At 38.2% G+C, this 25,919-nt stretch carries 28 protein-coding genes, 1 tRNA gene and 1 other annotated feature; of the genes, 27 read left to right on the top strand and 2 right to left on the bottom strand.

Annotated features, from left to right (window positions below; all coding sequences use genetic code 11):
• Positions 1 to 7: 7 nt before the first annotated feature.
• From dltC to RWU19_RS06170, 6 genes are all read left to right on the top strand, one after another.
• On the top strand, positions 8 to 241 hold the full coding sequence (gene dltC, locus RWU19_RS06195; RefSeq protein ID WP_002292356.1) for a D-alanine--poly(phosphoribitol) ligase subunit DltC: 234 nt from the start codon (positions 8 to 10) through the stop codon (positions 239 to 241).
• A gap of 2 nt (positions 242 to 243) precedes the next feature.
• A complete protein-coding gene (gene dltD, locus RWU19_RS06190) occupies positions 244 to 1,509 on the top strand; it encodes a D-alanyl-lipoteichoic acid biosynthesis protein DltD (RefSeq protein ID WP_123838087.1) in 1,266 nt (421 codons plus the stop codon).
• A gap of 141 nt (positions 1,510 to 1,650) precedes the next feature.
• Entirely contained in the window at positions 1,651 to 2,733 is a 1,083-nt protein-coding gene (locus RWU19_RS06185; RefSeq protein ID WP_002292358.1) for a M42 family metallopeptidase, read from the top strand.
• The gene (locus RWU19_RS06180; RefSeq protein ID WP_002292359.1) at positions 2,733 to 3,536 is read left to right on the top strand and encodes a DUF975 family protein; all 804 of its coding nucleotides are present in this window, start codon (positions 2,733 to 2,735) and stop codon (positions 3,534 to 3,536) included. Before RWU19_RS06185 ends, RWU19_RS06180 begins: the two co-directional genes overlap by 1 nt.
• A 69-nt stretch (positions 3,537 to 3,605) precedes the next feature.
• Positions 3,606 to 4,346 (top strand): MBL fold metallo-hydrolase, encoded by a 741-nt coding sequence (locus RWU19_RS06175; RefSeq protein WP_016853388.1) that lies wholly within the window; start codon positions 3,606 to 3,608, stop codon positions 4,344 to 4,346.
• A gap of 10 nt (positions 4,347 to 4,356) precedes the next feature.
• Positions 4,357 to 5,361 carry a lipoate--protein ligase gene (locus tag RWU19_RS06170; protein ID WP_002310251.1) on the top strand — a complete coding sequence of 335 codons (1,005 nt, stop codon included), beginning with the start codon at positions 4,357 to 4,359 and terminating at the stop codon, positions 5,359 to 5,361.
• A 46-nt stretch (positions 5,362 to 5,407) separates the two neighbouring features.
• Here RWU19_RS06170 and RWU19_RS06165 read toward each other — a convergent pair whose 3' ends face one another.
• On the bottom strand, positions 5,408 to 7,252 hold the full coding sequence (locus RWU19_RS06165) for a hypothetical protein (protein WP_123838088.1): 1,845 nt from the start codon (positions 7,250 to 7,252) through the stop codon (positions 5,408 to 5,410).
• A gap of 210 nt (positions 7,253 to 7,462) precedes the next feature.
• On the opposite strand from RWU19_RS06165, the gene RWU19_RS06160 reads away from it, so the two are divergent.
• The 5 genes from RWU19_RS06160 (at position 7,463) to RWU19_RS06140 (ending at position 11,447) form a co-directional block, all read left to right on the top strand.
• The gene (locus tag RWU19_RS06160) at positions 7,463 to 7,981 is read left to right on the top strand and encodes a signal peptidase I (protein WP_002292363.1); all 519 of its coding nucleotides are present in this window, start codon (positions 7,463 to 7,465) and stop codon (positions 7,979 to 7,981) included.
• Positions 7,982 to 8,108: 127 nt separating this feature from the next.
• On the top strand, positions 8,109 to 8,792 hold the full coding sequence (locus RWU19_RS06155) for an O-methyltransferase (protein WP_024635657.1): 684 nt from the start codon (positions 8,109 to 8,111) through the stop codon (positions 8,790 to 8,792).
• 313 nt (positions 8,793 to 9,105) lie between these two features.
• A tRNA-Arg gene (locus tag RWU19_RS06150) sits at positions 9,106 to 9,179 on the top strand.
• A gap of 156 nt (positions 9,180 to 9,335) precedes the next feature.
• Positions 9,336 to 9,695, top strand: coding sequence for a DUF1304 domain-containing protein (locus tag RWU19_RS06145; protein ID WP_002329013.1), 360 nt, complete (start codon positions 9,336 to 9,338; stop codon positions 9,693 to 9,695).
• Between the two features lie 120 nt (positions 9,696 to 9,815).
• The gene (locus tag RWU19_RS06140; protein ID WP_316002646.1) at positions 9,816 to 11,447 is read left to right on the top strand and encodes a SulP family inorganic anion transporter; all 1,632 of its coding nucleotides are present in this window, start codon (positions 9,816 to 9,818) and stop codon (positions 11,445 to 11,447) included.
• Positions 11,448 to 11,508: 61 nt separating this feature from the next.
• Here RWU19_RS06140 and RWU19_RS06135 read toward each other — a convergent pair whose 3' ends face one another.
• Positions 11,509 to 12,150: a uracil-DNA glycosylase gene (locus RWU19_RS06135; protein ID WP_024636500.1), complete on the bottom strand. Its 642-nt coding sequence runs from the start codon at positions 12,148 to 12,150 to the stop codon at positions 11,509 to 11,511.
• A 189-nt stretch (positions 12,151 to 12,339) separates the two neighbouring features.
• Positions 12,340 to 12,416, top strand: a sequence feature (ribosomal protein L21 leader region).
• A 19-nt stretch (positions 12,417 to 12,435) separates the two neighbouring features.
• Here RWU19_RS06135 and rplU point away from each other — a divergent pair.
• The 16 genes from rplU to RWU19_RS06055 all read left to right on the top strand — a co-directional run bounded on the left by rplU (position 12,436) and on the right by RWU19_RS06055 (position 25,919).
• Positions 12,436 to 12,744: a 50S ribosomal protein L21 gene (gene rplU, locus RWU19_RS06130; protein WP_002289450.1), complete on the top strand. Its 309-nt coding sequence runs from the start codon at positions 12,436 to 12,438 to the stop codon at positions 12,742 to 12,744.
• 27 nt (positions 12,745 to 12,771) lie between these two features.
• Positions 12,772 to 13,116 carry a ribosomal-processing cysteine protease Prp gene (locus RWU19_RS06125; protein ID WP_002289451.1) on the top strand — a complete coding sequence of 115 codons (345 nt, stop codon included), beginning with the start codon at positions 12,772 to 12,774 and terminating at the stop codon, positions 13,114 to 13,116.
• A 12-nt stretch (positions 13,117 to 13,128) separates the two neighbouring features.
• Positions 13,129 to 13,422: a 50S ribosomal protein L27 gene (gene rpmA, locus RWU19_RS06120; protein ID WP_002289452.1), complete on the top strand. Its 294-nt coding sequence runs from the start codon at positions 13,129 to 13,131 to the stop codon at positions 13,420 to 13,422.
• 434 nt (positions 13,423 to 13,856) lie between these two features.
• Positions 13,857 to 16,664: a sigma 54-interacting transcriptional regulator gene (locus tag RWU19_RS06115; protein WP_185022567.1), complete on the top strand. Its 2,808-nt coding sequence runs from the start codon at positions 13,857 to 13,859 to the stop codon at positions 16,662 to 16,664.
• A 190-nt stretch (positions 16,665 to 16,854) separates the two neighbouring features.
• Positions 16,855 to 17,346: a mannose/fructose/sorbose PTS transporter subunit IIB gene (locus RWU19_RS06110; RefSeq protein ID WP_002289455.1), complete on the top strand. Its 492-nt coding sequence runs from the start codon at positions 16,855 to 16,857 to the stop codon at positions 17,344 to 17,346.
• A gap of 102 nt (positions 17,347 to 17,448) precedes the next feature.
• Positions 17,449 to 18,438 (top strand): mannose/fructose/sorbose PTS transporter subunit IIB, encoded by a 990-nt coding sequence (locus tag RWU19_RS06105; protein WP_002289456.1) that lies wholly within the window; start codon positions 17,449 to 17,451, stop codon positions 18,436 to 18,438.
• A gap of 32 nt (positions 18,439 to 18,470) precedes the next feature.
• Complete coding sequence (locus tag RWU19_RS06100) at positions 18,471 to 19,274, top strand: PTS mannose/fructose/sorbose transporter subunit IIC (protein ID WP_002310261.1); 804 nt, start codon at positions 18,471 to 18,473, stop codon at positions 19,272 to 19,274.
• A gap of 20 nt (positions 19,275 to 19,294) precedes the next feature.
• The gene (locus RWU19_RS06095) at positions 19,295 to 20,209 is read left to right on the top strand and encodes a PTS system mannose/fructose/sorbose family transporter subunit IID (protein WP_002310262.1); all 915 of its coding nucleotides are present in this window, start codon (positions 19,295 to 19,297) and stop codon (positions 20,207 to 20,209) included.
• A gap of 82 nt (positions 20,210 to 20,291) precedes the next feature.
• Positions 20,292 to 20,666 carry a DUF956 family protein gene (locus tag RWU19_RS06090; protein ID WP_002286668.1) on the top strand — a complete coding sequence of 125 codons (375 nt, stop codon included), beginning with the start codon at positions 20,292 to 20,294 and terminating at the stop codon, positions 20,664 to 20,666.
• A 138-nt stretch (positions 20,667 to 20,804) separates the two neighbouring features.
• Complete coding sequence (locus RWU19_RS06085; protein WP_002291892.1) at positions 20,805 to 21,050, top strand: GlsB/YeaQ/YmgE family stress response membrane protein; 246 nt, start codon at positions 20,805 to 20,807, stop codon at positions 21,048 to 21,050.
• Positions 21,051 to 21,222: 172 nt separating this feature from the next.
• Complete coding sequence (locus RWU19_RS06080; RefSeq protein WP_123838041.1) at positions 21,223 to 22,287, top strand: M24 family metallopeptidase; 1,065 nt, start codon at positions 21,223 to 21,225, stop codon at positions 22,285 to 22,287.
• A gap of 246 nt (positions 22,288 to 22,533) precedes the next feature.
• Positions 22,534 to 22,959 carry an Asp23/Gls24 family envelope stress response protein gene (locus RWU19_RS06075; protein WP_002291889.1) on the top strand — a complete coding sequence of 142 codons (426 nt, stop codon included), beginning with the start codon at positions 22,534 to 22,536 and terminating at the stop codon, positions 22,957 to 22,959.
• Positions 22,952 to 23,401 carry a transcription antitermination factor NusB gene (gene nusB / locus RWU19_RS06070; RefSeq protein ID WP_002286662.1) on the top strand — a complete coding sequence of 150 codons (450 nt, stop codon included), beginning with the start codon at positions 22,952 to 22,954 and terminating at the stop codon, positions 23,399 to 23,401. The genes RWU19_RS06075 and nusB overlap by 8 nt, the downstream gene beginning before the upstream one ends.
• Before the next feature lie 96 nt (positions 23,402 to 23,497).
• Positions 23,498 to 24,352 (top strand): bifunctional methylenetetrahydrofolate dehydrogenase/methenyltetrahydrofolate cyclohydrolase, encoded by an 855-nt coding sequence (locus RWU19_RS06065; protein ID WP_002291887.1) that lies wholly within the window; start codon positions 23,498 to 23,500, stop codon positions 24,350 to 24,352.
• Positions 24,353 to 25,690, top strand: a complete 1,338-nt coding sequence (xseA, locus tag RWU19_RS06060) for an exodeoxyribonuclease VII large subunit (protein WP_002315413.1) — start codon at positions 24,353 to 24,355, stop codon at positions 25,688 to 25,690.
• 4 nt (positions 25,691 to 25,694) lie between these two features.
• On the top strand, positions 25,695 to 25,919 hold the full coding sequence (locus RWU19_RS06055; protein WP_002286657.1) for an exodeoxyribonuclease VII small subunit: 225 nt from the start codon (positions 25,695 to 25,697) through the stop codon (positions 25,917 to 25,919).

Genomic DNA, 25,919 nt, shown 5'->3' with positions numbered 1-25,919 from the left:
AAGGAAAATGGAAGAACAAATTTTATCAATCTTAGAAGAAATAACAGGAACAGATGAAGTAAGAAAAAATCGTGATATTGATCTATTTGATGAAGGTTTGCTTGATTCTTTAGCATCTGTGCAATTATTAGTCGAGCTAGACGGAGAGTTGGATATCCAAGTCCCAGTCTCTGAATTCGAGCGGGAGGATTGGCGCACACCGAATAAAATCATTCAACAAGCAACTGCATTGAAGGGTTGAGTATGAAAAAGAAACTCTTTGCTATTTTTGGACCTGTTGTTCTCGCTTTTGGTCTGCTTGCCCTATTCTTCACTTCTTCCTATCGAGTAAATATTGATAACCCGGAAGTAATCAAGCGAGCGTCTTCATCTATGTCAGCAAATGTACTAAAGGGCGATGCAATAAAAAACAAAGCTTTGTCTGAAAAACAATATATCCCCTTTTTTGGGTCGAGTGAATTAAGCAGGATCAGTCCATTCCATCCGTCTGTTTTGGCTGAAAAATATGATAGAGGTTATCGTCCTTTCTTGCTAGGAGCGCCGGGAACACAATCATTAAGTCAATATATGATGATGCGATCTGCAGGGGATGATTTGAAAAACAAAAAAGTGGTGTTTATCATCTCGCCTCAATGGTTTGTAAAAGATGGTGTAAAAACAGATTATTTCAACACTTACTATTCTGAACTTCAGACCTATGATTGGTTGTTCTCATTGAAAAAAGTCACATCAGCTGATCGCTATTTAGCTAGAAGACTATTAACTTTTTCAAAAGTAAAAGAGAACGATACGCTGACAGGAATTCTACAAACGATTAAAGAAGGAAAGTTACCTTTACCTGAATCTTTGGATCAGTTGCACAGCCAATGGAACATGTTGAAGCGTGAGGATGAGATATTCAGTGATATCGGTTTGAAAGATCGTCAGCAAAAAATCGATCATGAATCAAAACGATTACCAGACCACTATCAAGAAACAGAATTATCCATTTTGGCAGATGAGATTGGAAAACAAGAAACGACAAATAATCCGTTTGGTTTGAAAAACGATTTTTATACACATCGTATCCGATCCCACGAGCCAGAACTCAAACAGTCACAAAAAAATTGGGATTATCGTTTTTCACCAGAATTTTCTGATTTTCAGCTGATCTTGGATCAATTAGCAAAAAATCATAATGAAGTGTTGTTTATCATTCCACCGGTCAACGAGAAATGGAGCGATTATACCGGACTATCTCAAGAAATGCTACAAGGATTTGCCAAAAAAATCAAATTTCAATTAAATAGCCAAGGATTCAATCGAATAGCTGATTTTGTCAATCAAGCTGGTACCAATTATTTTATGGAAGATACGATCCATTTAGGGTGGAAAGGATGGCTGGCCGCAGATCAACAGATTAGACCGTTTTTAGAAGAAAACCAGCTTCCTAGTAGGTACCATCTCGATGATGCTTTTTTCAGCAAAGCTTGGCAACAACAAGTACCAGATAAACTACGATTAAAATAAATAAAACAGGTGGAGGATATCTGCCTGTTTTATTTATTTTAGAATATTCTGAAATAAACAGTAAAAATACCAAGTTTGCCTGAACAAAAAACAAAAGCAATGGTATAATCACAATATGAATATAGAAATGGGGGAAAACATTTGGATACAAAAGAAGAACAGCTACTAATTGATTTGACTTCTGCAAAAGGAGTACCTGGGAATGAAGAAGAGGTAAGAGAAGTATTCAGAGAATATGCTAAACCATTCGCTGATGATATTTTTTATGACGGATTAGGCAGTGTGATTGCTAAGCATGGCGCTGGCGGAGGACCAAAAGTCTTTATTTCTGGTCATATGGACGAAGTTGGTTTTATGGTAACAAAAATAACCGAAAAAGGCTTCTTGGAGTTCCAAACACTTGGAGGCTGGTGGGGACAAGTGATGCTTGCTCAACAAGTAGAAATCAAAACACGAGAAGGAAAAATCATTCACGGGGTAATTGGTTCAAAACCACCGCATGTTTTAACACCTCAGGTACGAAATAAACCATATGAAATCAAAGATATGTTTATTGATATCGGCGCATCAAACCAAGAAGAAGCCAAAGAGTGGGGCATACGTCCGGGAGATATGGTCACCCCATATATTGAATACAAACGAATGAACGGCAGTAAATATTTACTGGCAAAAGCATGGGATAATCGGATAGGGACAGCTGTTTCTTTGCGAGTATTGGAGAATCTATCTAAAGAAGCACATCCAAATGTTTTATTTGCAGGAAGCGATGTGCAAGAAGAAGTGGGCTTGCGAGGCGCTCGAACAAGCACGCACCTTGTAAATCCAGATATTGCTTTTGCTTTAGATACTGGTACAGCAGGTGATACTCCAGGAATGACACCAAAAGAAGCAGATTCGATTTTAGGAAAAGGTCCACAGATTTTGATTTTTGATGCATCGATGATTCCGCACAAAAAATTATTGAATTTCGTTATCGATGTAGCAGAGGAAATGGCTATCCCATTCCAATATACAGTGATCTCTGGCGGTGGAACGGATGCAGGACAAATGCATTTGACAAGAGACGGTGTTCCTTCTGTAGCCATTACTGTTCCTGTTCGTTATTTGCATTCCCACACATCAGTGATCCATGAAGATGATTATTTGAATACAGTGAAGCTAGTTACTGAGTTAGTGAAACGGCTTGATAGTGAAACAGTTGAACAAATCCGGAGTTATGAATAATGAATAATAAAATGCCTATTTCTGAATATCGAAAAAAAGCGCGAGCTTCTTTAGAGAATCAATGGGGAATCAATGCTTGGCTTGTTTTCTTATCCATATTGTTCACAAGCGTCATACAGAATTTTTTTGACGGTTTCAGTCCTTTTACGGAAGAAAGCATGCAGCAAAACCTATTGAGTTTTCTAGTCAATAATTTGCTTTTATTCGCATTCAACTATGCATTGTTTTATATTGCGTTAGTAGTTGTACGAGGTGGCAGACCAAAAAGCAATCTTCTATTTTCAGTTTTCCAAAAAAAATATTTTGGTTCGATACTTGTCATCAATTTGATTAATTCAATCATCAACTGGTTGCTCAATAGTTTGATCTTTCTGCCCATGTTTTTAATCAGCGGAGTGAGTGCTTATACGCAGTTGCTTTTCAATTCAAGTACGGTACCTACGGATGTCATGCCAGGAGATTTTCTTGATATCAGCTTTGTTTTATCAATGGTAGGGATGATTTTTGTTTCAGCACTTATCATGAGCATCGTTGGCGGATTGTTCCAATTTGCTGCATGGACGAAGTTCGACTATCCTGATTTGTCGGTCGTACAATGCTTAAAATATGGCTGGTTCTTATTGAAAGATAGAATCGGTACGTATATTTTGTTGCAACTATCTTTTATCGGCTGGTATTTGTTAGGGGCAATCGCTTTATTCATCGGTCTTTTGTGGGTCATCGTTTATGTGAATGTATCAGTTGCAGAATTTTATGAACAAGCACGGATTGAAAAAGGTGGTCCAGAAGCCTATTTTGCTTAATCTGTAAGCAGTTCATTCATTAGAAAAATAACTTTTGTGGTAGGATAAATCTTTGAGGGGGAATGTATGATGAAATTAACTGTTTTAGGCTGCTTAGGGGCGTATCCTTATAATAATCAAGGGACAACAGGTTATTTACTTCAATCTGACGGTTTCAACTTGTTGATTGATGCAGGTAGTGCTACGCTGATCAAATTACAAGAACATCTTGATCCACTTGATTTGGATGCTGTGATCCTTAGCCATTATCATCATGATCATATTGCTGACCTTGGTGTATTACAGTATTACTGGCAACTTCATCCCAAGAGAGATCCGGAGACATTGCTTTCAATTTACGGGCACACAAAAGATTCTGTCCACTTTGAAGAATTGACGATGGCGAATGTCTCAAAAGGACATCCTTATTTTGAAGCCGAAGAATTAAAAATTGGTCCTTTTCTGATTACTTTTATGGAAACAATCCATCCAGTAGTATGTTACGCCATGCGAATCGTAGAAGAAGCAACGGGGAAAGTATTCGTATTTACAGGAGATTCAGGTTATTTGGAAAGTTTCGCTGATTTTGCGAAAGAGGCTGATTTGTTTCTAGCAGATACCTATCTATTTGAAGGAAATGAACATCATCATGCACATTTCACTTCAAAAGAAGCTGGAGAACTGGCGAAATCAGCTAACGTAAAGAAACTTGTACTTACCCATCTACCTCAGTTTGGCGACTTAGAACAATTGAAAAATGAAGCGCAAAAAGCAGCAGGTAAAGGGATAGATGTAGAACTTGCTGCAGTTGACAAAGTGTTTGACATTTAGGAGGAAGAACATGATTTTTGTACCAAATGAAAACCACGACCCAAGAATCAATTTAGCAATTGAACAATACTTGTTGCAAGAAATGCCATTAGATGAACCCATTTTGCTCTTTTATATCAATGAACCTTCAATCATCATCGGTAGGAATCAGAACACGATTGAAGAAATCAATCGAGATTATGTGGAAGAACATGGTATTCATGTGGTCCGCCGTCTAAGTGGAGGCGGAGCTGTCTACCATGATTTTGGGAACTTGAACTTTAGTTTTATTATGCCTGATGATGGTGATTCCTTCCGTGATTTTGCGAAAGTAACACAACCAATCATCCAAGCACTTCATGAATTGGGTGTTGCCGGGGCTGAGTTGAAAGGCCGAAATGATTTAGTCATTGATGGTATGAAATTTTCCGGTAATGCGATGTATGCTACCAATGGCCGAATGTTTGCTCATGGAACGATTATGTTCGACTCTGATATCAATGAAGTAGTCAATGCATTAAAAGTAAAAAAAGACAAAATCGAATCAAAAGGAATCAAATCGATCCGTTCTCGTGTGACGAATATCAAACCGTTTCTTCCCGAAGAAAAACAAAAAATGACAACGGAAGAATTTCGTCAAGAAATCTTGTTGAAAATTTTTGGTGTAGAATCAGTAGAGGAAGTAAAAACGTACGAATTGACCGACGAAGATTGGAAAAAAATCAATCGAATCTCTGAAGAATATTACCGAAATTGGGATTGGAATTACGGAAAGTCCCCAGATTTCAATTTCTCTCGTCAAAAACGTTTCTCTATCGGTTCGATCGAAGTCCACTTGAATGTATCAGAAGGAATGATTAAAGAAGCAAAAATCTTTGGTGATTTCTTCGGACTAGGAGATATCTCTGATGTCGAAAAAAAATTGGTGGGACAGAAATATGATAAAGAATCTCTATCAAAAATAGTTGACCAAATTGATGTGAAAAAATATTTTGGTGCGATAGAATCAGAAGAATTGCTTACCTTACTTTATTAAAAACAAAAAGCAGCGGAATCCTTATGTATTGGATCCCACTGCTTTTTTATATAGAATTCGAGTAATTTCGGGAAAGCTGAACAGTGATACGATCAATCAATGTATCTTTTTCCTGCGTTAGTGTTCCAGTGTAACGATCTGCCACATCTTTCATCATCATCAAATCAAAGCGTTCCTGATCATCTAATTCTTCTGTGATACCTCGACTGAATATATTCGTATCATAATGTGCACTATGTTCGCAACAAATGACGAAATGATCCTCTTGCTCATGTATCGACAAATGAATTTTTCGATACAGCGGATTTTCGATGGCATGAGTTTCTCTAAATGAATGCTCTAGGGCATGAATCAAAAGCTGGGCTAGATCATCATCTTTGATAGGAAGCTCCTCAGGAAGTTCTGCTTGGAAGGTGATCTGGATATTCCGTTTAGCAGCTAACTGTTGATAGCGCGCGAAAATCAAATTTGTCATCTGATGATTGCAAAAAGAACACAGCATTTCAAAATTTTTTGCTTCTTCCAAGATTGTTTCCACATATTTTTTTGCTTTTACTTGATCCGTATGCATTAAGTCTTGCAGATTTTCCATTTCCTGAACAAATTCTAAACGAAGCGTATTTACTTCTTGGATATGCTGTCGAAGTTGCTCATAATGCTGTTCCAGCAAATCGTTTTTGATTTTTAAGAAATCTACTTGTCTTCGGTCTTTATCTGTGTTCAGAATGTGGTCAATCAGATTGTAACTGATAATAACAATCAAAATAATAATGAATAAAATCGTAGACCAATTGATCGTCGTTTGATAAATACCTAGTGCTGTTTGGATATAAATCAAGCAGTGGATAATGGCAACCAAGACGATCCAAGGTGTACAAACTACATAAAAACGATTGTTTTTATATGCTTCACCAATGCAGGTAAGCGAAGTGACTAGAGTACTGATAACACTAGCTATATTAGCAATTGGCATCAATTCAGGAAGTTCTGCAGAAGTAAAAGCTGCATAAAGCAGAACACCAGAAAAGATCGAAAGCTGGATTATACAAAAAATCCCATACCATTTTTTATAATAAATCATCCGGCTCCAATAATAGCAGATAATGAAAGCCGAGGTTAGGATAATAAATAAATGAGATAAAAAAGAGTGAACGAATGGTTCAAAAAGGATGCCACTTAAAATATCTTCTGAAACAGCTTCAAATCCTAATGCCAAAGCAAAGCAGCTTAAGATAATCAGCGAGTATTCAAGCCGTTTTTGTTTGTACATCAAGTAGATGGTATAGATAAACGTCCCAATAGCAATGAAAACTGCAATGATCATCGTTAATACTTGCGGTACTGATTGAGAATAGATAAAACCGATTAACGGACCAGTTGTACCTATATAGACTTTCGGTGGCAACCCAGCGTAGTTTTGATAAGGAGATGAGACAGAGACCATCAATTTTTTTCCGATGTAATCTGATGGTAAATCTATCACAGCCAGTGATAATCCAGGGTTGCTTTCTGCGTCGTAATCTTCCCGTTGGTATAAAATGTTTCCGTTTAGATACACAGTAATCCATTGATGATTTCCTTTGATTAGTAAATTTGCTTCATTCAACGGTTTCTCAAGTGTCGTTTCCATAATAAATGTTTCATCTTTGTCTACGGTAGGAATCGTACGAGTGTACTTGCTGTCAAACTTAAAATCAGGATCATCTTTTGAATAGAAAACCCATGAATCTTTTATTTCTTTCATTTGATTACTATCAGCAGGAGAGAAGATAAAATAGAAGAAATAAGCAATCCCTGCTAAAAATAACGCTGATAATATAATTATTATGCTCCATTTTATGCGCATATAGAAAGATTCTTTTTTATTATATATGTTATTAAAAAAAGCCATAAAGGTATTCCTTTCTAAAACTTGTAATTTTAGGGTAAACGTTTTTTTTACTAACGTCAATTATTTATAATGAAAAATGAGATAAAGATGAGGAAATAGAATCAAAAAACGTCGTTGTCATAAAAATGTGTTTTTACAGTTATAATTTGTAAAAAATTTATCGTTATTATATGATTAAGAAGGATTGAAGAAAGAAAGGAGTTGAAAACGATGCCTGATTACAAAAAAATAACTTTTGTTAGTTCTGTAACGCTGATTATATTTTTAATACTTATTCTTCTCGTCGTCTTGGTTCCCCGAATTTTTGGATTGACTCCTTATATTATTGAGGATAGAGAAATGAACCCATATTATGCACAAGGAAATCTGATATATGTACGACCAAAAAATACAGATGAGATTTTAGTCGGAGATATTATTACATATTATGAAAATTCAGGTAAAAAAATCTCGACACGTCGCGTAATAGCCATTGAAAACAACTACAACGACTTTTATACAAAAGCTGACACACGGACTTATATCGAGCCTGGAGTAGTAAAAAAGAGAAATATTATCGGTAGTCCAATCTTCCAGATTCCATATATTGGTCTGGTCCTTTCCAAAACAGCATTTGCATGGATCCAGGGGTTATTCTTTACGATTGCTTTTTGCTTAACAGGAATCACAGCTTGGAATACTTTTGTAGAGTTGAAGAAGAAGCGGAGACGAACACAGAAATTTTTGTGAGAATGTTGAAAAAGACAAATATATTCAAGAGATACCATTACTCTTCTGAACGAGTGATACGGAAAATACTCATACAGCTTGTAGATTCAGCTAGTTGTTCGTATAATGTGTAAAGAGGAGGAGTAGTATGCGCAATGAAATGATGCATCGTCCTGTAGTCAAAGAAGAACTATTGGACTTTATGCGTACCCAGCAAAAAAAATTACCGGGTGAGCTAGGGAAATTGGAAGAAGAAGCTCATGTAGCAGAAGTACCGGTTATTCCCCACGAAACAGTTGTATTTTTGAAATTTTTACTTGGACAGATTCAGCCTGAACGAATCTTAGAGATCGGTGCAGCTATCGGTTTTTCATCAAGTGTCATGGCGACAACAATCGGAGAAAATGCTCATGTTACGACCATTGATCGTTTCGATGTCATGATCGAGAAAGCGAAAAAAAACTATGAACGTCTAGGATTGACAGATAAAGTAACCTTGCTTGAAGGGCAAGCCGCAGATATTTTGCCTGAGTTGTCTGGTCCATATGACTTTATTTTTATGGATAGTGCAAAATCAAAATATATTGAATTTTTACCTGAATGTTTGCGTTTGTTACGAAAAGGTGGCGTTTTGATGGTAGATGATATTTTCCAAGGAGGGACGATCTTGCTCCCTGATGAAGAGATTCCTCGTGGCAAACGAGCTATCCATCGTAAATTAAATGAATTCCTTCGTGTCGTGATGAACCATCCTGATTTGACATCGACCATCTTACCACTAGGCGATGGTGTAATCTTAATGACAAAAGAAGCAGAAGAAATCGATTTGTGATACATGATTATGACAATCAGTAAGTGATTGATTATATCAAAGAATCCATCTAAATTTGATGTGAAAGAGACTGTATTTGTAAAACAACTGAAGGAAATAGTGAATAGATTGAAATAAACAGGAGTAAGCATGAAGACAATGCAACTCCTGTTTTCGACTGATAACCTTAGAATAGATGGAAGCGAATGTTTCTTTTCAAAGGATTGATTTGGTAGTTGAATTAAAATAATTGGCTATTTGCTAATTAAATAACTATTTCGTATTGACAGAAGCAATATAATTATCTATAATTATTGATGTTCCGCTGATTCCTGTCATAGTAGCTCAGCTGGATAGAGCATCCGCCTTCTAAGCGGACGGTCGGGGGTTCGAATCCCTCCTGTGACGCTAAAAAACCGTTAGAAACTGAGGTTTCTAACGGTTTTTCTTTGTTTTTTGTGCCAATATTGTTTGTTTTCAAAGGCAAATAAAATAAAAAAAACATCTTTATCTAGTACAATTATAGGAAGTAAAAATAAAATCCATCAGAAAGAGGAAGCAAATATGTCAATATTATCAAAAATTTTAGTCACTCTAGTGGCCATCGAATTTTTTTATATCATGTACATCGAAACAGTAAGAACTGATTCCGATACGACAAGCAGAGTTTTTAAAATGAATAAAGAAGAATTAAGCAGAAAATCTGTTCAAACATTATTTAAGAATCAAGGAGTATACAATGGACTATTAGGGGTGGGACTACTTTACGGAGCTTACCTTTCTTCCGCACCTAAAGAAATTACAAGTATGCTGTTGCTATCAATTTTTATTGTTGCATTGTATGGAAGTCTGACTAGCGATCGCTGGATTTTACTAAAACAAGGTGGGTTAGCTCTGTTGGCCTTGCTTTCTATTTTCTTCTAAATGTAGAAAAACAAGGATCTATTGGACAGGAAACTTTGTGAAAAATATTACTTTTTCTCATGAAATATGCTATTCTAATGAATGGTATTTTAGAAAATTTCATGAAAAGGAGTTAGATAGGTGTTCAAAAATTATGTTTTATCACTAAAAAAAGAATTTTTAGGTTATGATCTTTCAAGATTTCAGAAAGATCTTTTGGCTGGAATCACAGTAGCTGCTGTAGCATTGCCTTTAGCCTTGGCTTTTGGGGTATCAAGCGGAGCCGATGCATCCGCAGGTTTGATTACGGCTATCATTGCCGGTCTCGTTATTGGCGGTTTATCAGGCGGTTTTTATCAAATATCAGGTCCGACAGGTGCAATGGCAGCTATTCTAATGTCCATTGCGGCAACAAAGGGAATGCAAGGTGTGTTGCTTGCTACTTTTTTGGCAGGTCTATTTTTACTTGCAGCAGGGCTTTTCCGATTAGGAACACTAACTTCTTTTATCCCAGCACCAGTAATCACAGGATTTACTTCAGGTATTGCTATTATTATTGCATTAGGTCAGATCGATAATTTGTTTGGTGTTCATTCGGAAGGTACAAATGTTATTGAAAAGCTAAGTAGTTATCAGACACTAGGTTTTCCAATAAACATAGCATCTTTGATTATGGGAGGACTAGTCATTTTAGGGATGTTCATCTATCCGAAAAAATGGGCGAAACGAATGCCTAGTTCGCTGTTGGCCATCATTTTAGCAACAGTAGTTACGCTACTGTGTCATTTACCAGTAGCCACTGTTGGTAACATCCCACAAACACTGATCAGCAGTAATCGCTTGGGCTTGGGAGATTTTAGCTTTTCTGCCTTGCAACAAGTAGCCGTTCCGGCCATTAGCATTGCTCTGTTAGGGATGATTGAGAGCTTATTATGTGGTGCTTCTGCTGGTCGAATGGCGAATAAATCATTAGACAGTAACCAAGAATTAGTGGCACAAGGGGCGGGAAATCTATTGCTTCCTTTTTTTGGCGGGATTCCTGCTACTGCAGCCATTGCTCGTACAAGTGTGGCCATCAAATCTGGCGCACAAACCAGATTAGCTGGCATGATCCATGCAGTTGTCTTGTTGCTTTCCATGCTTGTTTTTGCGCCAGTGATGTCACAGATTCCGATGCCGGCACTTGCAGGTGTTTTGATCGTGACGGCTTGGCGTATGAATGAATGGAGAACGATTAAGGAGCTATTTGTTCATAAATATTGGTCAGCTATTCTATTGTTTGTTCTTACAATGATTTGTACAGTCATCTTTGATTTAAGTATTGCTATTGTAATTGGGATTATCGGCGGTTGTGTATTTTTTGTTGTAAAAAGTGCGGCTATCACGATTTCATTAGAAACAATCGATTGGCAAAGAATGGGGCTGCCAGAAACGGAAAAGCTGAATAATTGGACAGTAGTGTACATCAGCGGTCCGCTGTTTTTCATGTCTTCAGAGAAACTAAAAAATAAATTGGAAGAACTAAACCATCACGACGGTGTCATCTTCTCCATGCGTGGCGTACCAAGTATTGATTTGACGGCACGCGCAGTTTTTGATGAATTTCAAGAAAAAGCAGAACAGAGAGGGCAAACGATTATCTATACTTCCTTGCAGCCGGAAGTAGAAAAACAACTTTCTCACTTATGGGAATATACATCCACACATCAACATCAAACAGTTGCTCATGCGTTGACAGCATTGCATGCGAAATATACTGCAATGAGCCATTAAAACAATGAAAAAGAACAGACAAGACTGTAAACTAACAATTTCACCGTCTTGTCTGTTCTTTTTAATCTTGTTGTAAAAGTGAAGCTAGTACTTGCCAATCTTGATGGATAACAGGTACAAGGGAACGATTATAGAAAATAGCTGCTGGATGAAAAAGTGGAAGGATACGGTAGTTTTTTTCTGACCATTCGTAGGCATCTTTTTGTTTTGTTAGCTGTAAGACGGGACCTGTATAGAGTTGACCATGGTTTTTGGTAACAGTATATTCTTTACCAAGTAATCGTTGCAGGCCAATATTTCCAAGTGTCGCAATTAATTTTGGCTGGACTTCCATCAGTTCGTAATCCAGTATCGGTGCGTGTGCAAATACTTCGGATCGCGTAGGTGTACGATTTGGATAAACAGTTTCTGTGTGTTGTGTCCGTTTATTGATCCGGTGAGTCACGCGATACGGGCGACTCCGTACAGCACTGGTGATATAGACATCTTCTCGTGTTAAACCAGTGGAAGAAAGTGCCTGCATCAATTCTTTTCCAGCTTGTCCGCTAAAAGGGATGTGTGTATCAATCTCTGTTTTCCCTGGGGCTTCTCCTACAAGCATTAATTTAGGATGAAGAGGTCCTTGCCCAGCGACAAACCCTTCTACAGGACGGCCGTTCATCCTTAAAGAAGCCTCTTGTATCAATTCTGTTGGGTATTCCATTTGTGCTCCTCCTTTTTCTTTTATTATAAGAAGAAAAGAAACGCAATGCGACTATTTTATTTGGCAGAAACGAAGAGGAAAGAAAAGCAGGAGAACGATTGTTTAAATCTTTATTTCATTTTTTGAATTTAAATTTAGTTGACGAACAGCGGCTGTTCTGGTAAGCTAGTACTGTTGTAATTGTGGACTCCACAGCTACAACCGCTCAGAACAAGTAATAAGCACAGCAGATGCTGTCACTTCGGATGGCGAGTCTAAGTATATCAGAAGGAGGTGCTTTATAGCATGTACGCAATTATTAAAACTGGTGGTAAACAAGTAAAAGTTGAAGTTGGACAAGCAATCTATGTTGAAAAACTTGACGTTGAAGCAGGAGAAAAAGTTGTTTTTGACGAAGTTATCTTAGTAGGTGGCGAATCTACAAAAGTAGGCGCTCCAACTGTTGCAGGTGCAACTGTTGAAGGTACTGTTGAAAAACACGGCAAACAAAAGAAAGTCGTTACTTTCAAATACAAACCTAAAAAACATTCACACCGCAAACAAGGTCATCGTCAACCATATACAAAAGTGGTTATCGACGCGATCAACGCTTAATCAGCGTTTGAGAAAGAAGGCCTATATATGATCAAAGGAACATTTAAGCGAAATGACGCAGGTCAGATCGTTTCATTCACTTTGACCGGGCATGCTGATGCTGGTCCTTATGGAAGTGATATCGTTTGTGCAGGTGTTTCTGCGTTAGCGATCAGCACTGTCAACGGGATTGCCTCATTAGCCGGTTTTGAACCGATTGTTGAAATGAATGAAGAAGAAGGCGGTTATCTTTATACCGAAGTCACTTCAGGAATGACACAAGAACAAAACAATATTGCTGAGATTCTATTAGAAAATCTTTTATTAGGTTTACAATCAATAGAAGCTGAAAACTCAGAATATATCCAAATTAAAACAATCAATGATAAATAGGAGGTGCAGACCATGTTGTTATCTATGAATCTACAATTATTTGCCCACAAAAAAGGTGGCGGTTCTACATCTAACGGCCGTGACTCAGAATCAAAACGTCTAGGTGCTAAACGCGCTGATGGACAAACAGTTACAGGTGGATCAATTCTTTACCGTCAACGCGGTACAAAAATCTATCCAGGTGTAAACGTGGGTATCGGTGGAGACGACACTTTATTTGCAAAAGTTGATGGCGTAGTACGTTTCGAACGTAAAGGCCGTAACAAAAAACAAGTGTCTGTTTATCCAGTAGCTCAAGAAGCTTAATTGAATCTTGCGATTAAAGAGGTTGTGACAAGACTTTTGTCACAGCCTCTTCTTTGTTTATAAAAATAAAAGTTGTAATGAAGGATGCGAAGGTTACCATGTCTTTTTACGCTTAATATTTTTTTGCCATCTTGTAATCAGAATGTTTTGATAACGATTGTTTTTATTAATGAAAGCGATATTGTTTGCTATCAGCAGCATCATTGTAGGATAAATAGTGTTCTTTTTCTTGTTTCCAATATAAAAATGGAATTGATATTTTGTGTTCTTTTATCTTCATTACGCTTGTCCCTTCGCTTGTTGTCAACGAAACAAAATCAGGTAAATAGTTGACGAAACGGAAATAAATACATAGTATTATGTTTTGAAGCCTAAGAACAACAGTCTATAGAAAAGGAGCGATACCATTGGCAAAACGCATGGACCGAATTTATATGTATGTCAAAGAAAAAACCGCTCATTTAACAAAGGCAGAATATGACCAAGGAGTAACGACACAAGAAATTGCTGAAGTGTTAGGAATCCAACGAACGAATAGCAGTAAGGATCTGAATCAGCTAGTGCGCGAAGGAAAATTGATAAAGACAGATGGACGACCAGTACGTTACATATATCAAACACTCGCTACGCACGTAAAGCCAGCTGCAAAACATGTGGTCAGTTACAAAGAAACGCCGGTCTCTGAAGAAAAAAATACGCTCCAGATAGATACTAAGGATATCTTTGCAAAAATCATTGGAGCTAATGGTAGCATGAAAAACTCAGTGGAACAGGCAAAAGCTGCGATCTTGTATCCGCCAAGAGGATTAAATTGCTTGATTACAGGACCTACCGGATCAGGAAAGACTTATTTTGCGCACGCGATGTATCATTTTGCTAAAGCACATCATGTAATAGATGAGGAAACGGAACTGATTGTTTTCAATTGTGCTGATTACGCGAATAACCCTGAGCTTTTGATGAGCCATTTATTTGGGTATGCAAAAGGAGCCTTTACAGGTGCAGATGAAGAAAAAATGGGAATTATCGATCAAGCGGATGGTGGTATGCTATTTCTGGATGAAATTCACCGATTGCCTCCAGAAGGCCAAGAAATGATCTTTTACTTTATGGATCACGGGACTTACAGTCGACTTGGAGAAACAACGAAATCTCATGAAGCAAATGTACGAATCGTAGGTGCGACCACAGAAGATCCAGGCTCTTCGCTATTGGAAACTTTTGTTCGGCGTATCCCAATTAATATCAAACTTCCGGCTTTTGAAAAACGTCCTGCAAATGAGAAAGTCGATTTAGTAAAAATTATGATTGCCCACGAAGCGAACCGCACGCAACGAAAGATCTCTTTGACAGAAGATGTAGCAAAAGCACTGATTGGCAGTGTGACTTATGGGAATATAGGTCAATTGAAGTCGAATATCCAGTTAGTATGCGCACGAGGATTTCTAAATCATATGCAATCTCCCGAAATATCGATTACGATTGATGATTTGACAGAAGGGATTCGTAGCGGATTGATTCAATTAGCAAGCAACCGCAGTGCAATGGCAGAGCTTTCTAAAATATTGGAGCCAAAGATAACTGTAGCACCAAACGATACGATCATGAAAATCCAATCAGACTCCTATGAATTACCTTATAATCTATATGATATTATCGGAGATAAAGCAGCTTTGCTGAAGTCGGATGGGTTGGACCAAGAAGCAATCAATCACTTTATTTCTACAGATATCAACATCCATCTGAAGTCTTTTTATAAAGACCATGGGTTTTCTTTTAATGCAGATAGCAAATTAGCAGAATTTGTAGATCCAAAAATCATAGAAGTGACCAATCAGATTTATGTAATGGTCAAAAGATCTTTACCGTATGAGTTTCAGCAAAACTTTATTTATGCTATGAGCTTGCATATCAGTTCGTTTTTGAAAAAGATCAATTTAGGAGAAGAACGGCATACGAATGATAATATCCGTGAGATGGCATTTGATTTTCCAGATGAATATGCTGTTGCGAAAGAAGTGCGTAGTTATATAGAAACGTATTTTCAAGTGGATATTCCAGAAAGTGAAGACTACTACTTGACTGTTCTACTCGTCTCGTTACGGGCGAACCAAGCAAGCGGCAGAATCGGTGTAGTCGTTGCGGCTCACGGAAACAGTACAGCAAGCAGTATGGTTCAAGTTGTCCAACAGTTGTTAGATGCAGAGAACGTACGAGCAGTAGACATGCCGTTGGATATGGATCCGAAAACAGCTTTAGACCGAATTGAACGCAATGTACAAGAAGTAGATGAAGGAAGCGGGGTCATACTATTAGTGGATATGGGGTCCCTCGCCTCATTTAATTCACAAATTCAGCGAGACACTGGGATACCTGTACGTACCGTTGACATGGTAACGACTTCTCTAGTTTTGGAAACCGTACGAAAGGTCTCTGTATTAGGGACAGATTTAGATATGTTGCATGAATCGTTGAAGAATTTTCGAGGCTACGCAGAAATATCTTCTGTAGAACCTGTCCAGGAAACAAAACCTATCCATAAGAAAAAAGCTGTTTTGGCCATTTGTGCATCTGGCGAAGGTACAGCGCAAAGAATCAAAGAATTGATCGAACGAGCGGTAAATAAGCGTCAAGAAACAGAATTAGAAGTTCTAGCTTTGTCGATTGTGGAAGTGAAAGAAGAATTGCCAGTTATCCAAAAAGAATATCAGATCATAGCAACTACTGGAATTACTGATTTGAATATCCAAGCACCATTTATTCCTTTAGAGCGCTTCATTGATCAAAATATCGAAGTCATTTTAGATCAGTTGCTTATGGAATCAGAAATGGAAGAAACTGAATTCGTCTCGCTAGATGAAGAGACAGCTAAAAAAACATGTGTTGAGTTTATCTCTGAGAACTTCATCTTTATCAATGGTAGTAAACTAATCGATCCAATGTGGCAATTTTCTACACAAATCTCTCAGACGATGGGAATTGGCAATGAAGAATATGGCTTTAAGATCAACTTAGTGATGCACACAGCAGGAATGATCGAACGGATTATTCGAAATGAAACGTTGACGGTGGAAGAAAACGAATTGACGAATACAATGAGTGATCCTCTTTATAATCAATTAACAGCCTCGGTTGTCCTGCTAGAAGATAAGATAAAAGTAAAAGTGCCAATAGAAGAAATGTATTATCTGCTACGTCTAGTGCATAATCAGCTAGATAAAAAAGAATACACTATGCCTTAAATACACAAAAACGATACACTTTTATAGTGTATCGTTTTTGTGTATTGGTTAAGAATCCTTTAAATTCAATTAGTGTATCGTAAAAAAGTTGGCACGCTTTTTGCTTATAATAGTGTGTGCTAGGAGGTGGTTGTTCACACAGAAATGATAGGGGTTTCTGTGAAGTAGTGAGGAAGAAGGAGTTTTGCAGATGGATATTCGATTGGCACGTATAGATGATCGTTTAATCCACGGGCAAGTCGCAACAGTTTGGTCGAAGCAAACAGGTGTTGAACGTATCATTGTGATCAGCGATGTAGTTGCTCAAGATAAATTGAGAAAGTTTCTATTAAAAGAAGCTGCACCGCCGGGAATCACAGCAAATGTAATAACCGTGCAGAAAATGATTCAAATCTATCATAGTGGACTATTATCACGAGCGAAAGTGATGCTTTTATTCACCAATCCCCAAGATGTTGAAGCGGTTGTCCGCTGCGGTGTACAGTTGAAGTCGTTGAATATCGGCGGTATGAGTTTTACTGAAGGCAAATCAATGATTACCAATTTTGTTTCAGTAAATCAACAAGATATTGATTCCTTTCGTTACTTGAACAGTCAAGAAGTGGAGTTAGAGATTCGAAAAGTACCTGCTGACAGGAAAATCCTTTTGATGGAACTACTAGCGAAAATCAAAAAGGTGTAACAAAAATGGTTGTTGGAAAAGGTCAAATAATTCTGTTGTAATGGTTAGCAATTATTAATATTTTTGAATTTGTTACAACAAAAGTAAATAGGAGGTATAAATATGGTAGGGATTATCCTAGCAAGTCATGGACAATTTGCTGAAGGAATCTTACAATCCGGTTCAATGATCTTTGGCGAACAAGAAAACGTCAAAGCCGTGATTTTGAAACCAAGTGAAGGTCCAGATGACTTGAGAGCCAAATTGGAAGAAGCGGTTGCTTCTTTTGATAATCAAGACGAAGTGTTATTCTTAGTTGATTTATGGGGTGGAACACCGTTCAATCAATCAAACACATTATTCGAAGAGCACAAAGATAAATGGGCAATCGTCAGCGGTTTGAATTTGCCAATGTTGATTGAAGCCTATGCATCACGCTTTTCAATGGAATCTGCTCATGAAATTGCAGCGCATATCATTGAAACAGCAAAAGATGGTGTAAAAGTGAAACCGGAAGAATTAGAACCGGCAGAAGCACCGAAAGCAGCAGTTGAAGACGCACAACCTAAAGGAGCACTTCCAGAAGGAACTGTGGTCGGAGACGGGAAAATCAAATATGTATTAGCTCGTGTTGACTCACGTCTGTTACATGGACAAGTTGCGACAGCTTGGACAAAAGCAGTGCAACCAAACCGTATTATCGTTGTTTCAGATGCAGTATCAAAGGATGATCTGCGTAAGAGACTAATCGAACAAGCTGCTCCTCCAGGTGTAAAAGCAAATGTTATTCCTATTAGCAAAATGATCGAAGTCGCAAAAGACCCTCGTTTTGGAAATACCAAAGCATTGCTTTTATTTGAAAATCCTGAAGACGTATTGACAGCTGTTGAAGGTGGCGTGGACATCAAAGAATTAAATGTTGGGTCAATGGCGCATTCAGTTGGTAAAGTCGTTGTAAGTAAAGTATTGTCTATGGGACAAGAAGATGTTGAAGCGTTTGAGAAGCTTGAACAAAAAGGTGTGAAATTCGATGTACGTAAAGTACCTAATGATTCACGCGATAACATGGATGACATTTTGAAAAAAGCAAAAGCTGAATTAGCAAAAGCGTAATAAATAATATTAAAATTTATAGGAGGCTTATCATGTCTATTATTTCAATAATTTTAGTCGTATTAGTTGCCTTTCTAGCTGGTATGGAAGGTATTCTTGATGAATTTCAATTTCATCAACCACTAGTGGCATGTACATTGATCGGTTTAGTTACCGGAAACCTCGAAGCTGGTATCGTACTTGGCGGTACGCTTCAAATGATCGCTTTAGGTTGGGCAAATATCGGTGCCGCTGTAGCACCAGATGCTGCATTAGCATCAGTAGCATCAGCAATTATTTTAGTTTTAGGTGGACAAGGTGTTAAAGGTGTTCCTTCTGCGATCGCGATTGCCGTTCCTTTGGCTGTTGCAGGGTTGTTCTTAACAATGATCGTACGTACAATCGCTGTTCCAATCGTTCATTTGATGGATGCAGCTGCTGAAGAAGGAAACATCCGTACGGTTGAAATGTGGCACATCATTGCTGTATGTTTACAAGGGGTTCGTATCGCGGTCCCAGCAGCAGCATTGCTATTTATCCCAGCACAAACTGTGCAATCATTCCTTGAATCAATGCCAGCATGGTTAACAGATGGTATGGCTATCGGTGGGGGAATGGTCGTAGCTGTAGGTTACGCTTTGGTAATCAACATGATGGCTACAAAAGAAGTATGGCCATTCTTCATTATCGGTTTCGTTGTAGCTGCAATTTCTCAATTAACATTGATTGCTCTAGGTGCTTTAGGTGTTGCATTAGCTCTTATTTACTTGAACCTTTCTAAAATGGGTGGTTCATCAAATAATGGAGGCGGAAGCAACTCTGGTGACCCTTTAGGCGACATTTTGAATGACTATTAATCTTGAAGGAGGAAAATAAAATGGCAGAAGAAAAAATCAAATTATCAAAAAAAGATCGTTTAGCTGTTGCATGGCGCTCTACCTTCATTCAAGGTTCATGGAACTACGAACGTATGCAAAACGGTGGCTGGGCATTTTCTATGATTCCAGCAATCAAAAAATTATACAAAACAAAAGAAGAACGTTCTGCAGCATTGAAACGTCACTTGGAATTCTTTAATACACACCCATACATTGCTTCTCCAATTTTAGGGGTTACATTGGCACTGGAAGAAGAACGTGCGAATGGCGCACCTGTTGATGATGTAGCGATTCAAGGGGTTAAAGTAGGTATGATGGGTCCTTTAGCTGGTGTTGGTGACCCAGTGTTCTGGTTTACAGTACGTCCAATGCTAGGTGCACTAGGTGCTTCATTAGCTATGGGAGGAAATATCCTTGGACCAATCATCTTCTTCTTAGGTTGGAACATTATTCGTTGGGCATTCATGTGGTATACACAAGAATTCGGCTACAGAGCTGGTTCTAAAATTACGGATGACCTTTCTGGCGGATTATTACAAGACGTAACAAAAGGTGCTTCTATTTTAGGGATGTTCGTATTAGCTGCCTTGGTACAAAGATGGGTATCAATCAAATTCTTACCAGTTGTATCAACTGTAAAATTAGATAAAGGTGCTTACATCGAATGGGATAAATTACCTTCAGGTGGTGAAGGAATCAAGAGTGCATTTGAACAAGTTAATAATGGCTTAGCCCTTTCTCCTGAAAAGGTAACAACGTTACAAGACAACTTAGACCAATTGATTCCTGGTTTAGCTGCATTAGGATTAACATTGTTCTGTATGTGGTTGCTTAAGAAAAAAGTTTCTCCAATCGTTATTATCCTTGGCTTATTCGTAGTCGGTGTTGTAGGACACGTCATCGGACTTTTATAATCCATAAAAATATAGCTCGGGCGTTGTCCCGAGCTTTTTTTATATAGTATACTGTGAATAAACAGATATTTGGAGGGAGAAAATGGTTCAATCAATCAATACAAAAGTAGACTTAGTAATTGACGCTACTTCATTTACGGGGCTGACAGATTACGGACAAATCATGATAGGCGATAATGGCTTTGAATTTTACCATGCGCGAGATAGACGCAAATATATCCAAATTCCATGGGAAGAAGTGGATTATGTACTAGCATCGGTTATGCTAAAAGGAAAATGGATTCCTCGATATGCCATTCAAACGAAAAAAAATGGTACATACACATTTTCTTCCAAAGAACCTAAAAAAGTACTTCGTGCGATCAGAGAATATGTAGATGAAGATAGAATGGTACAGTCATTGAGTTTCTTTGATGTAGTGAAACGTGGTATCCGTAGCATGTTTAAACGCAAATAAAAAATAAAGAAAACTTCTAAGGGGAGGTTTTCTTTATTTTTTTACTTTGCAGAAGAAAATATGAAATAGCAGAACCAATTATTTGTCCCCTTTAAATCCCTTATGCTAAAATTGATTAGCAAAGAAGGAGGTTATATTATGAGTTGGTTATGGACATTGATTGTTGGAGCTGTGATCGGAGCGATTGCAGGTGCAATCACCAGCAAAGGAAATTCGATGGGCTGTATCACGAATATCATTGCTGGATTAGTTGGTTCAAGTATTGGACAAGCGATTTTCGGCGAATGGGGACCAAAAGCTGCAGGTATGGCACTTATTCCATCTATTTTAGGCGCAGTGATTTTGGTAGCAGTTGTCTCGTTTTTCTTTGGAAAACGGTCATAAGTTTTTTACAAAATAGTAAACTAAAAGGAGTTGCAGCGAGACTGTGACTCCTTTTTGGCTTTCTTTCTTTAAAAGAAAAAGAAGTTTTCCGGAAATTTTTATTTAACTGTCGTGTACGAAGAAAAGTTTGCTATAATAGAAAAAAGCGTGCAAAGAAAGAGGGAGTTTCATTATGATGCTACGTGTAGAAAAATTGCGCAAAAAAATGCAAGAAGAAAATTTGGATTCATTTTTGGTTACCAGTCCGTACAATCTTCGTTACTTAACGAACTTTACAGGTACGACAGGATTAGCTGTTATTACTTTGGAAAAAGCATTTTTTATTACTGATTTTCGTTATACCGAGCAGGCGGCAGCGCAGGCTCAAGGGTTTGAAATTATTAAAAATGTCGGACCTATTTTTGATGAGGTAGCAAACTTAGTACGCAAAGAAGAACTGCACTCATTAGCTTTTGAGGAAACAACAGTCTCATTTTTAGAATATTCGGTTTTAGAAGAAATCATCGATGCGGAATTAGTACCTGTTTCACAGATGATTGAAGAACTTAGAGAAGTGAAAGATGAAGAAGAAATCGCCATTATCGAAAAAGCATGTAATATTGCGGATATGGCTTATGATCACATCCTGAAAATGATCCAACCGGGCATGACTGAGATTGAAGTCGCAAATCAACTAGACTTTTATATGCGTTCTCTTGGCGCTTCAGGTGTTTCTTTTGATACGATCGTTGCTAGCGGATTGCGTTCGGCTATGCCGCATGGTGTAGCAAGCAAGAAACTCATCGAAGAAGGTGACTTGATCACGTTGGATTTTGGCTGCTATTACGAAGGATATGTTTCTGATATGACACGTACATTCGCTATTGGTGATCCTGGAGAAAAATTAAAAGAAATATATCAAGTAGTTCTAGATGCGCAATTAGCGGTTATTGATGCTGCGAAACCAGGAATGACTGGTGTACAATTAGACGCAGTTGCTAGAGATTATATTTCAAAACATGGTTACGGTGAAGCATTTGGACATTCTACAGGACATGGGATCGGTCTGGAGATCCACGAAGGACCGAATGTTTCTTCTCGTGCGGAAAAACAATTTGTACCAGGAAATGTAATTACTGACGAGCCAGGGATCTACTTACCAGGAATCGGTGGGGTACGTATTGAGGACGATTTGCTGATCACAGAAGATGGCAATCGTGTATTGACTCGTTCACCAAAAGAATTGATCATCTTATAGTCTCGTCCATAAAAGAAGTAAGCGTAAAAATCAGTGTTCACAGACTTTGTTATAGAAAATCGCTTGATTTAATGATACACTATAGAAGAACTTTTAAGCTGTAAGAGATAATAAAGTTGGATATTTTCTCCAATTCATAGCAATTTGCAGCTGATCGGCGGCAGTTTTTTTACCAAATGATCATTATAGCCGCATCATAGAGAATTCGGATGTATCTCGTGCTTAGGCAAAGGGAGGAATAAATAAATGGCAGATGAAAAAAATTTGATTTTAAACGCAAACCAAGATTTGGGAGAGATCGTGATTGCTCCTGAAGTCATCGAAGTAATCATCGGGATTGCTGCTTCTAAAGTAGAAGGCGTATATGGAATGCGCGGAACTTTTGCCAGCAATGTCACTGAATTATTAGGACGAGCAGCTCACGGAAAAGGTGTTTACTTGGCAAATGAGGAAGATGGCTTGAAAGTAGATCTTTACTGCTACCTGGAATATGGTGTTTCAGTTCCTAAAGTTGCAATGGAAATGCAAGAACGGGTTAGCCAGCAAGTCCTTTTCATGACAGATATCGATCTAGCTGAAGTCAATATCCATGTAGTAGCTGTTGTTCCTGAAAAATTAGAACAACCAACAATCGAAGAACTTTTTGAAGACGAAGAGGAAGAGAATGAATAAAGAATTATCAAGACACGAGATTCGGGAGATGGCATTGCAGGCTTTATTTCCGTTAGACTTCAATGCAGACCTAACAAAAGAAGATGCGATTTTCAACGCAATCGAATTAGACCACCGCGACATGATCAATGAAGATGAATCAGAGTTTGTTCCTGTTTATCTTGATACGCTAGTTGGCGGTGTCTGTGCAAAAAAAGATGAATTGGATAAAGTGATCGAAAAACATTTGAAAAACAATTGGCATATCAATCGGATCTCAAAAATGGATTTGGTGATCTTGCGTATCGCGATTTTTGAAATGACTTATGTGACAGATGTACCAGCGGCTGTTGCTTTAAATGAAGCAATTGAGTTGGCAAAAACATTTAGTGATGACCGTTCGCGTAAATTCGTCAACGGTGTTTTATCCAATGTATTAAAAGAATTAGAAGCTGGGGCGTAAGTCCTAGCTTTTTTCTGTGAATCATCATAAACCTGTTATAAATCGGGAAAATTCTATGGTAGAATGAAAACACAAAAAATATCTGGGAGTGGTTAGATGGCAGAATTGATTAACGGAAAAGAATTAGCTGAAAAAATGCAGGCAGACATTGCTGAAAAAATCCAAAAATTGAAAGATAATGGTATCCATCCCGGATTAGTTGTTTTATTGGTAGGGGAAAATCCAGCCAGTCAAATCTATGTAAGAAATAAAGAACGCGTAGCAAAAGAAATCGGAATCCATTCATCAGTAGAGCGTTATCCTGAGACGATTTCTGAAAACGAACTACTTGCAGAAATCGAAAAATACAATCAAGATCCTAGATTTCATGGTATATTGGTTCAATTACCATTGCCAAAGCATATAGATGAAGAAAAGATCCTGTTAGCTATCCGTCCTGAAAAAGACGTAGACGGTTTTCATCCAATGAATTTAGGCAGACTCCTTGCGGGTAAACCGGACAAGATTCCTTGTACGCCATATGGCATCATGAAAATGTTTGAAGCTTATTCTATCGATCCGGCGGGTAAACGAGCAGTAGTTATCGGACGAAGCAATATCGTCGGTAAACCGATGGCTCAGCTGCTCTTGATGGCAGATGCAACTGTTACTGTTGCTCATTCTAAAACCGAAAATCTGGCTGAACTGGCACAAGAAGCAGATATCTTAGTCGTAGCAATAGGACGTGGACATTTTGTCACAAAAGAATTCGTAAAACCAGGTGCTGTAGTGATCGATGTAGGGATGAACCGTGATGCTAACGGTAAGCTGATCGGTGATGTGAAATTTGATGAAGTGGAGCCTATTGCAGGCTGGATCACTCCTGTGCCAAAGGGTGTAGGGCCAATGACTATCACAATGCTGATGTATCAAACCGTAAAATCTGCCGAAGCTTTTGGAGCAGGTGAATAAATGGCACAAGAATATTTAACTGTCACTACATTAACGAGGTATTTGAAACGTAAATTTGATGCCGATCCTTATTTAGAACGGGTATATTTAACCGGTGAAATATCGAATTTCCGTTTACGCGCCAATGCCCATCAATATTTCAGCTTAAAAGATGATCATGCAAAAATATCTGCTATTATGTTCAAAGGTGCATTCCAAAAATTACGATTCCAGCCAAAAGAAGGAATGAAAGTCCTTGTTGTTGGGCGTATTTCACTCTATGAAGCGGGAGGTTCGTATCAAATCTATGTAGAGCACATGGAGCCTGATGGAATAGGTGCTTTATATCAAGAATTGGAAGAACGAAAAGAAAAGCTGATGAAGGAAGGCCTTTTTCAAGGTCCTAAAAAAATGTTGCCGCGTTTCCCAAAGCGAATCGCGATTCTTACCAGTCCAAGCGGAGCGGTTATACGCGATATCATCACGACGGTGAAAAGAAGGTATCCAATTGTCCAATTGGTTTTGTTCCCAACCGTTGTACAAGGGAATCAAGCAGCGGACAATGTTGTCAAAAATATCCGACGAGTAGAAGAGATGGGCGATTTTGATACAATGATCATTGGTCGTGGGGGCGGATCGATTGAGGATTTGTGGCCGTTTAATGAAGAACGGGTTGCTCGAGCGATTTATCAAGCCAATACGCCGGTGATCTCATCTGTGGGACATGAAACAGATACCACGATCGCTGATTTAGTAGCAGATGTTCGGGCTGCTACTCCAACAGCAGCTGCAGAATTAGCTGTTCCTGTTTTGTCAGAAGAGTTGATGCGCATTCAAGAACGGCAAGCTAGATTGCAGCAGGCGTTTGTACGCCAGATCCAGCGCAAACAAGAACGGTTCGAGCGTGCTCGACGTTCCTATGTCTTTCGGCAGCCTGAAAGATTGTATGAAGGTCAGACCATCAAATTAGATCAATTGAAACAGCGATTATATCAAGCTACACAGCAGATTTATCATGCAAAAGAAAAGCAAACGATCGCGTTAAGCCACCAATTGGAACAAGTGGCTCCGCTTTATCGAGTCAAAGCAGCCCGCCAAGAAACTGCTTATCTAGAAAAACGTTTAGAAGAGAAAATCCAACAATATATGAAACAACAGCAGCAGCGTTTTGCTCAAGCTGTTCAATCTCTTGATTTGTTGAGTCCATTGAAAATCATGGGAAGAGGCTACAGCTATACGACGTTAAATGATCAAGTAGTAAAAAGTGTCTCCGAGATTCATCAAGGGGATTTGCTGACAATCCATTATCAAGATGGAATCGTTAAAGGACAAGTACAAGAGATAGATAAAGGAGAATAAGAATATGGAAAATCCAACTTTTGAAGAGTCACTGCAAGAATTAGAAAAAATCGTCATGCAGCTAGAACAAGGAGACGTTCCATTAGAATCAGCTCTAGATTCGTTTAAACGAGGAATGGAATTAAGCAAACATTGCCAAGATACCTTAGCTAAAGCAGAAGAAACTTTGACGAAAATGATGACAGAATCAAATGAAGAAGTTGATTTTGACGGAAACGAGGAAAGCTGA

This window comes from Enterococcus sp. 2STP, assembly GCF_032465635.1.
In the GTDB taxonomy this organism is placed as follows: Bacteria; Bacillota; Bacilli; order Lactobacillales; family Enterococcaceae; genus Enterococcus_B; species Enterococcus_B lactis.
Note: the sequence above shows the minus strand (reverse complement) of the source record. Positions and strands in the feature narration are given on the sequence as shown.

Coding starts and splice junctions, on each gene's coding strand:
- dltC (WP_002292356.1), top strand. CDS start 8: ATGGAAGAACAAATTTTATCAATCTTAGAAGAAATAACAGGAACAGAT.
- dltD (WP_123838087.1), top strand. CDS start 244: ATGAAAAAGAAACTCTTTGCTATTTTTGGACCTGTTGTTCTCGCTTTT.
- RWU19_RS06180 (WP_002292359.1), top strand. CDS start 2,733: ATGAATAATAAAATGCCTATTTCTGAATATCGAAAAAAAGCGCGAGCT.
- RWU19_RS06175 (WP_016853388.1), top strand. CDS start 3,606: ATGAAATTAACTGTTTTAGGCTGCTTAGGGGCGTATCCTTATAATAAT.
- RWU19_RS06170 (WP_002310251.1), top strand. CDS start 4,357: ATGATTTTTGTACCAAATGAAAACCACGACCCAAGAATCAATTTAGCA.
- RWU19_RS06165 (WP_123838088.1), bottom strand. CDS start 7,252: ATGGCTTTTTTTAATAACATATATAATAAAAAAGAATCTTTCTATATG.
- RWU19_RS06160 (WP_002292363.1), top strand. CDS start 7,463: ATGCCTGATTACAAAAAAATAACTTTTGTTAGTTCTGTAACGCTGATT.
- RWU19_RS06155 (WP_024635657.1), top strand. CDS start 8,109: ATGCGCAATGAAATGATGCATCGTCCTGTAGTCAAAGAAGAACTATTG.
- RWU19_RS06145 (WP_002329013.1), top strand. CDS start 9,336: ATGTCAATATTATCAAAAATTTTAGTCACTCTAGTGGCCATCGAATTT.
- RWU19_RS06135 (WP_024636500.1), bottom strand. CDS start 12,150: ATGGAATACCCAACAGAATTGATACAAGAGGCTTCTTTAAGGATGAAC.
- rplU (WP_002289450.1), top strand. CDS start 12,436: ATGTACGCAATTATTAAAACTGGTGGTAAACAAGTAAAAGTTGAAGTT.
- RWU19_RS06125 (WP_002289451.1), top strand. CDS start 12,772: ATGATCAAAGGAACATTTAAGCGAAATGACGCAGGTCAGATCGTTTCA.
- rpmA (WP_002289452.1), top strand. CDS start 13,129: ATGTTGTTATCTATGAATCTACAATTATTTGCCCACAAAAAAGGTGGC.
- RWU19_RS06115 (WP_185022567.1), top strand. CDS start 13,857: ATGTATGTCAAAGAAAAAACCGCTCATTTAACAAAGGCAGAATATGAC.
- RWU19_RS06110 (WP_002289455.1), top strand. CDS start 16,855: ATGGATATTCGATTGGCACGTATAGATGATCGTTTAATCCACGGGCAA.
- RWU19_RS06105 (WP_002289456.1), top strand. CDS start 17,449: ATGGTAGGGATTATCCTAGCAAGTCATGGACAATTTGCTGAAGGAATC.
- RWU19_RS06100 (WP_002310261.1), top strand. CDS start 18,471: ATGTCTATTATTTCAATAATTTTAGTCGTATTAGTTGCCTTTCTAGCT.
- RWU19_RS06095 (WP_002310262.1), top strand. CDS start 19,295: ATGGCAGAAGAAAAAATCAAATTATCAAAAAAAGATCGTTTAGCTGTT.
- RWU19_RS06090 (WP_002286668.1), top strand. CDS start 20,292: ATGGTTCAATCAATCAATACAAAAGTAGACTTAGTAATTGACGCTACT.
- RWU19_RS06085 (WP_002291892.1), top strand. CDS start 20,805: ATGAGTTGGTTATGGACATTGATTGTTGGAGCTGTGATCGGAGCGATT.
- RWU19_RS06080 (WP_123838041.1), top strand. CDS start 21,223: ATGATGCTACGTGTAGAAAAATTGCGCAAAAAAATGCAAGAAGAAAAT.
- RWU19_RS06075 (WP_002291889.1), top strand. CDS start 22,534: ATGGCAGATGAAAAAAATTTGATTTTAAACGCAAACCAAGATTTGGGA.
- nusB (WP_002286662.1), top strand. CDS start 22,952: ATGAATAAAGAATTATCAAGACACGAGATTCGGGAGATGGCATTGCAG.
- RWU19_RS06065 (WP_002291887.1), top strand. CDS start 23,498: ATGGCAGAATTGATTAACGGAAAAGAATTAGCTGAAAAAATGCAGGCA.
- xseA (WP_002315413.1), top strand. CDS start 24,353: ATGGCACAAGAATATTTAACTGTCACTACATTAACGAGGTATTTGAAA.
- RWU19_RS06055 (WP_002286657.1), top strand. CDS start 25,695: ATGGAAAATCCAACTTTTGAAGAGTCACTGCAAGAATTAGAAAAAATC.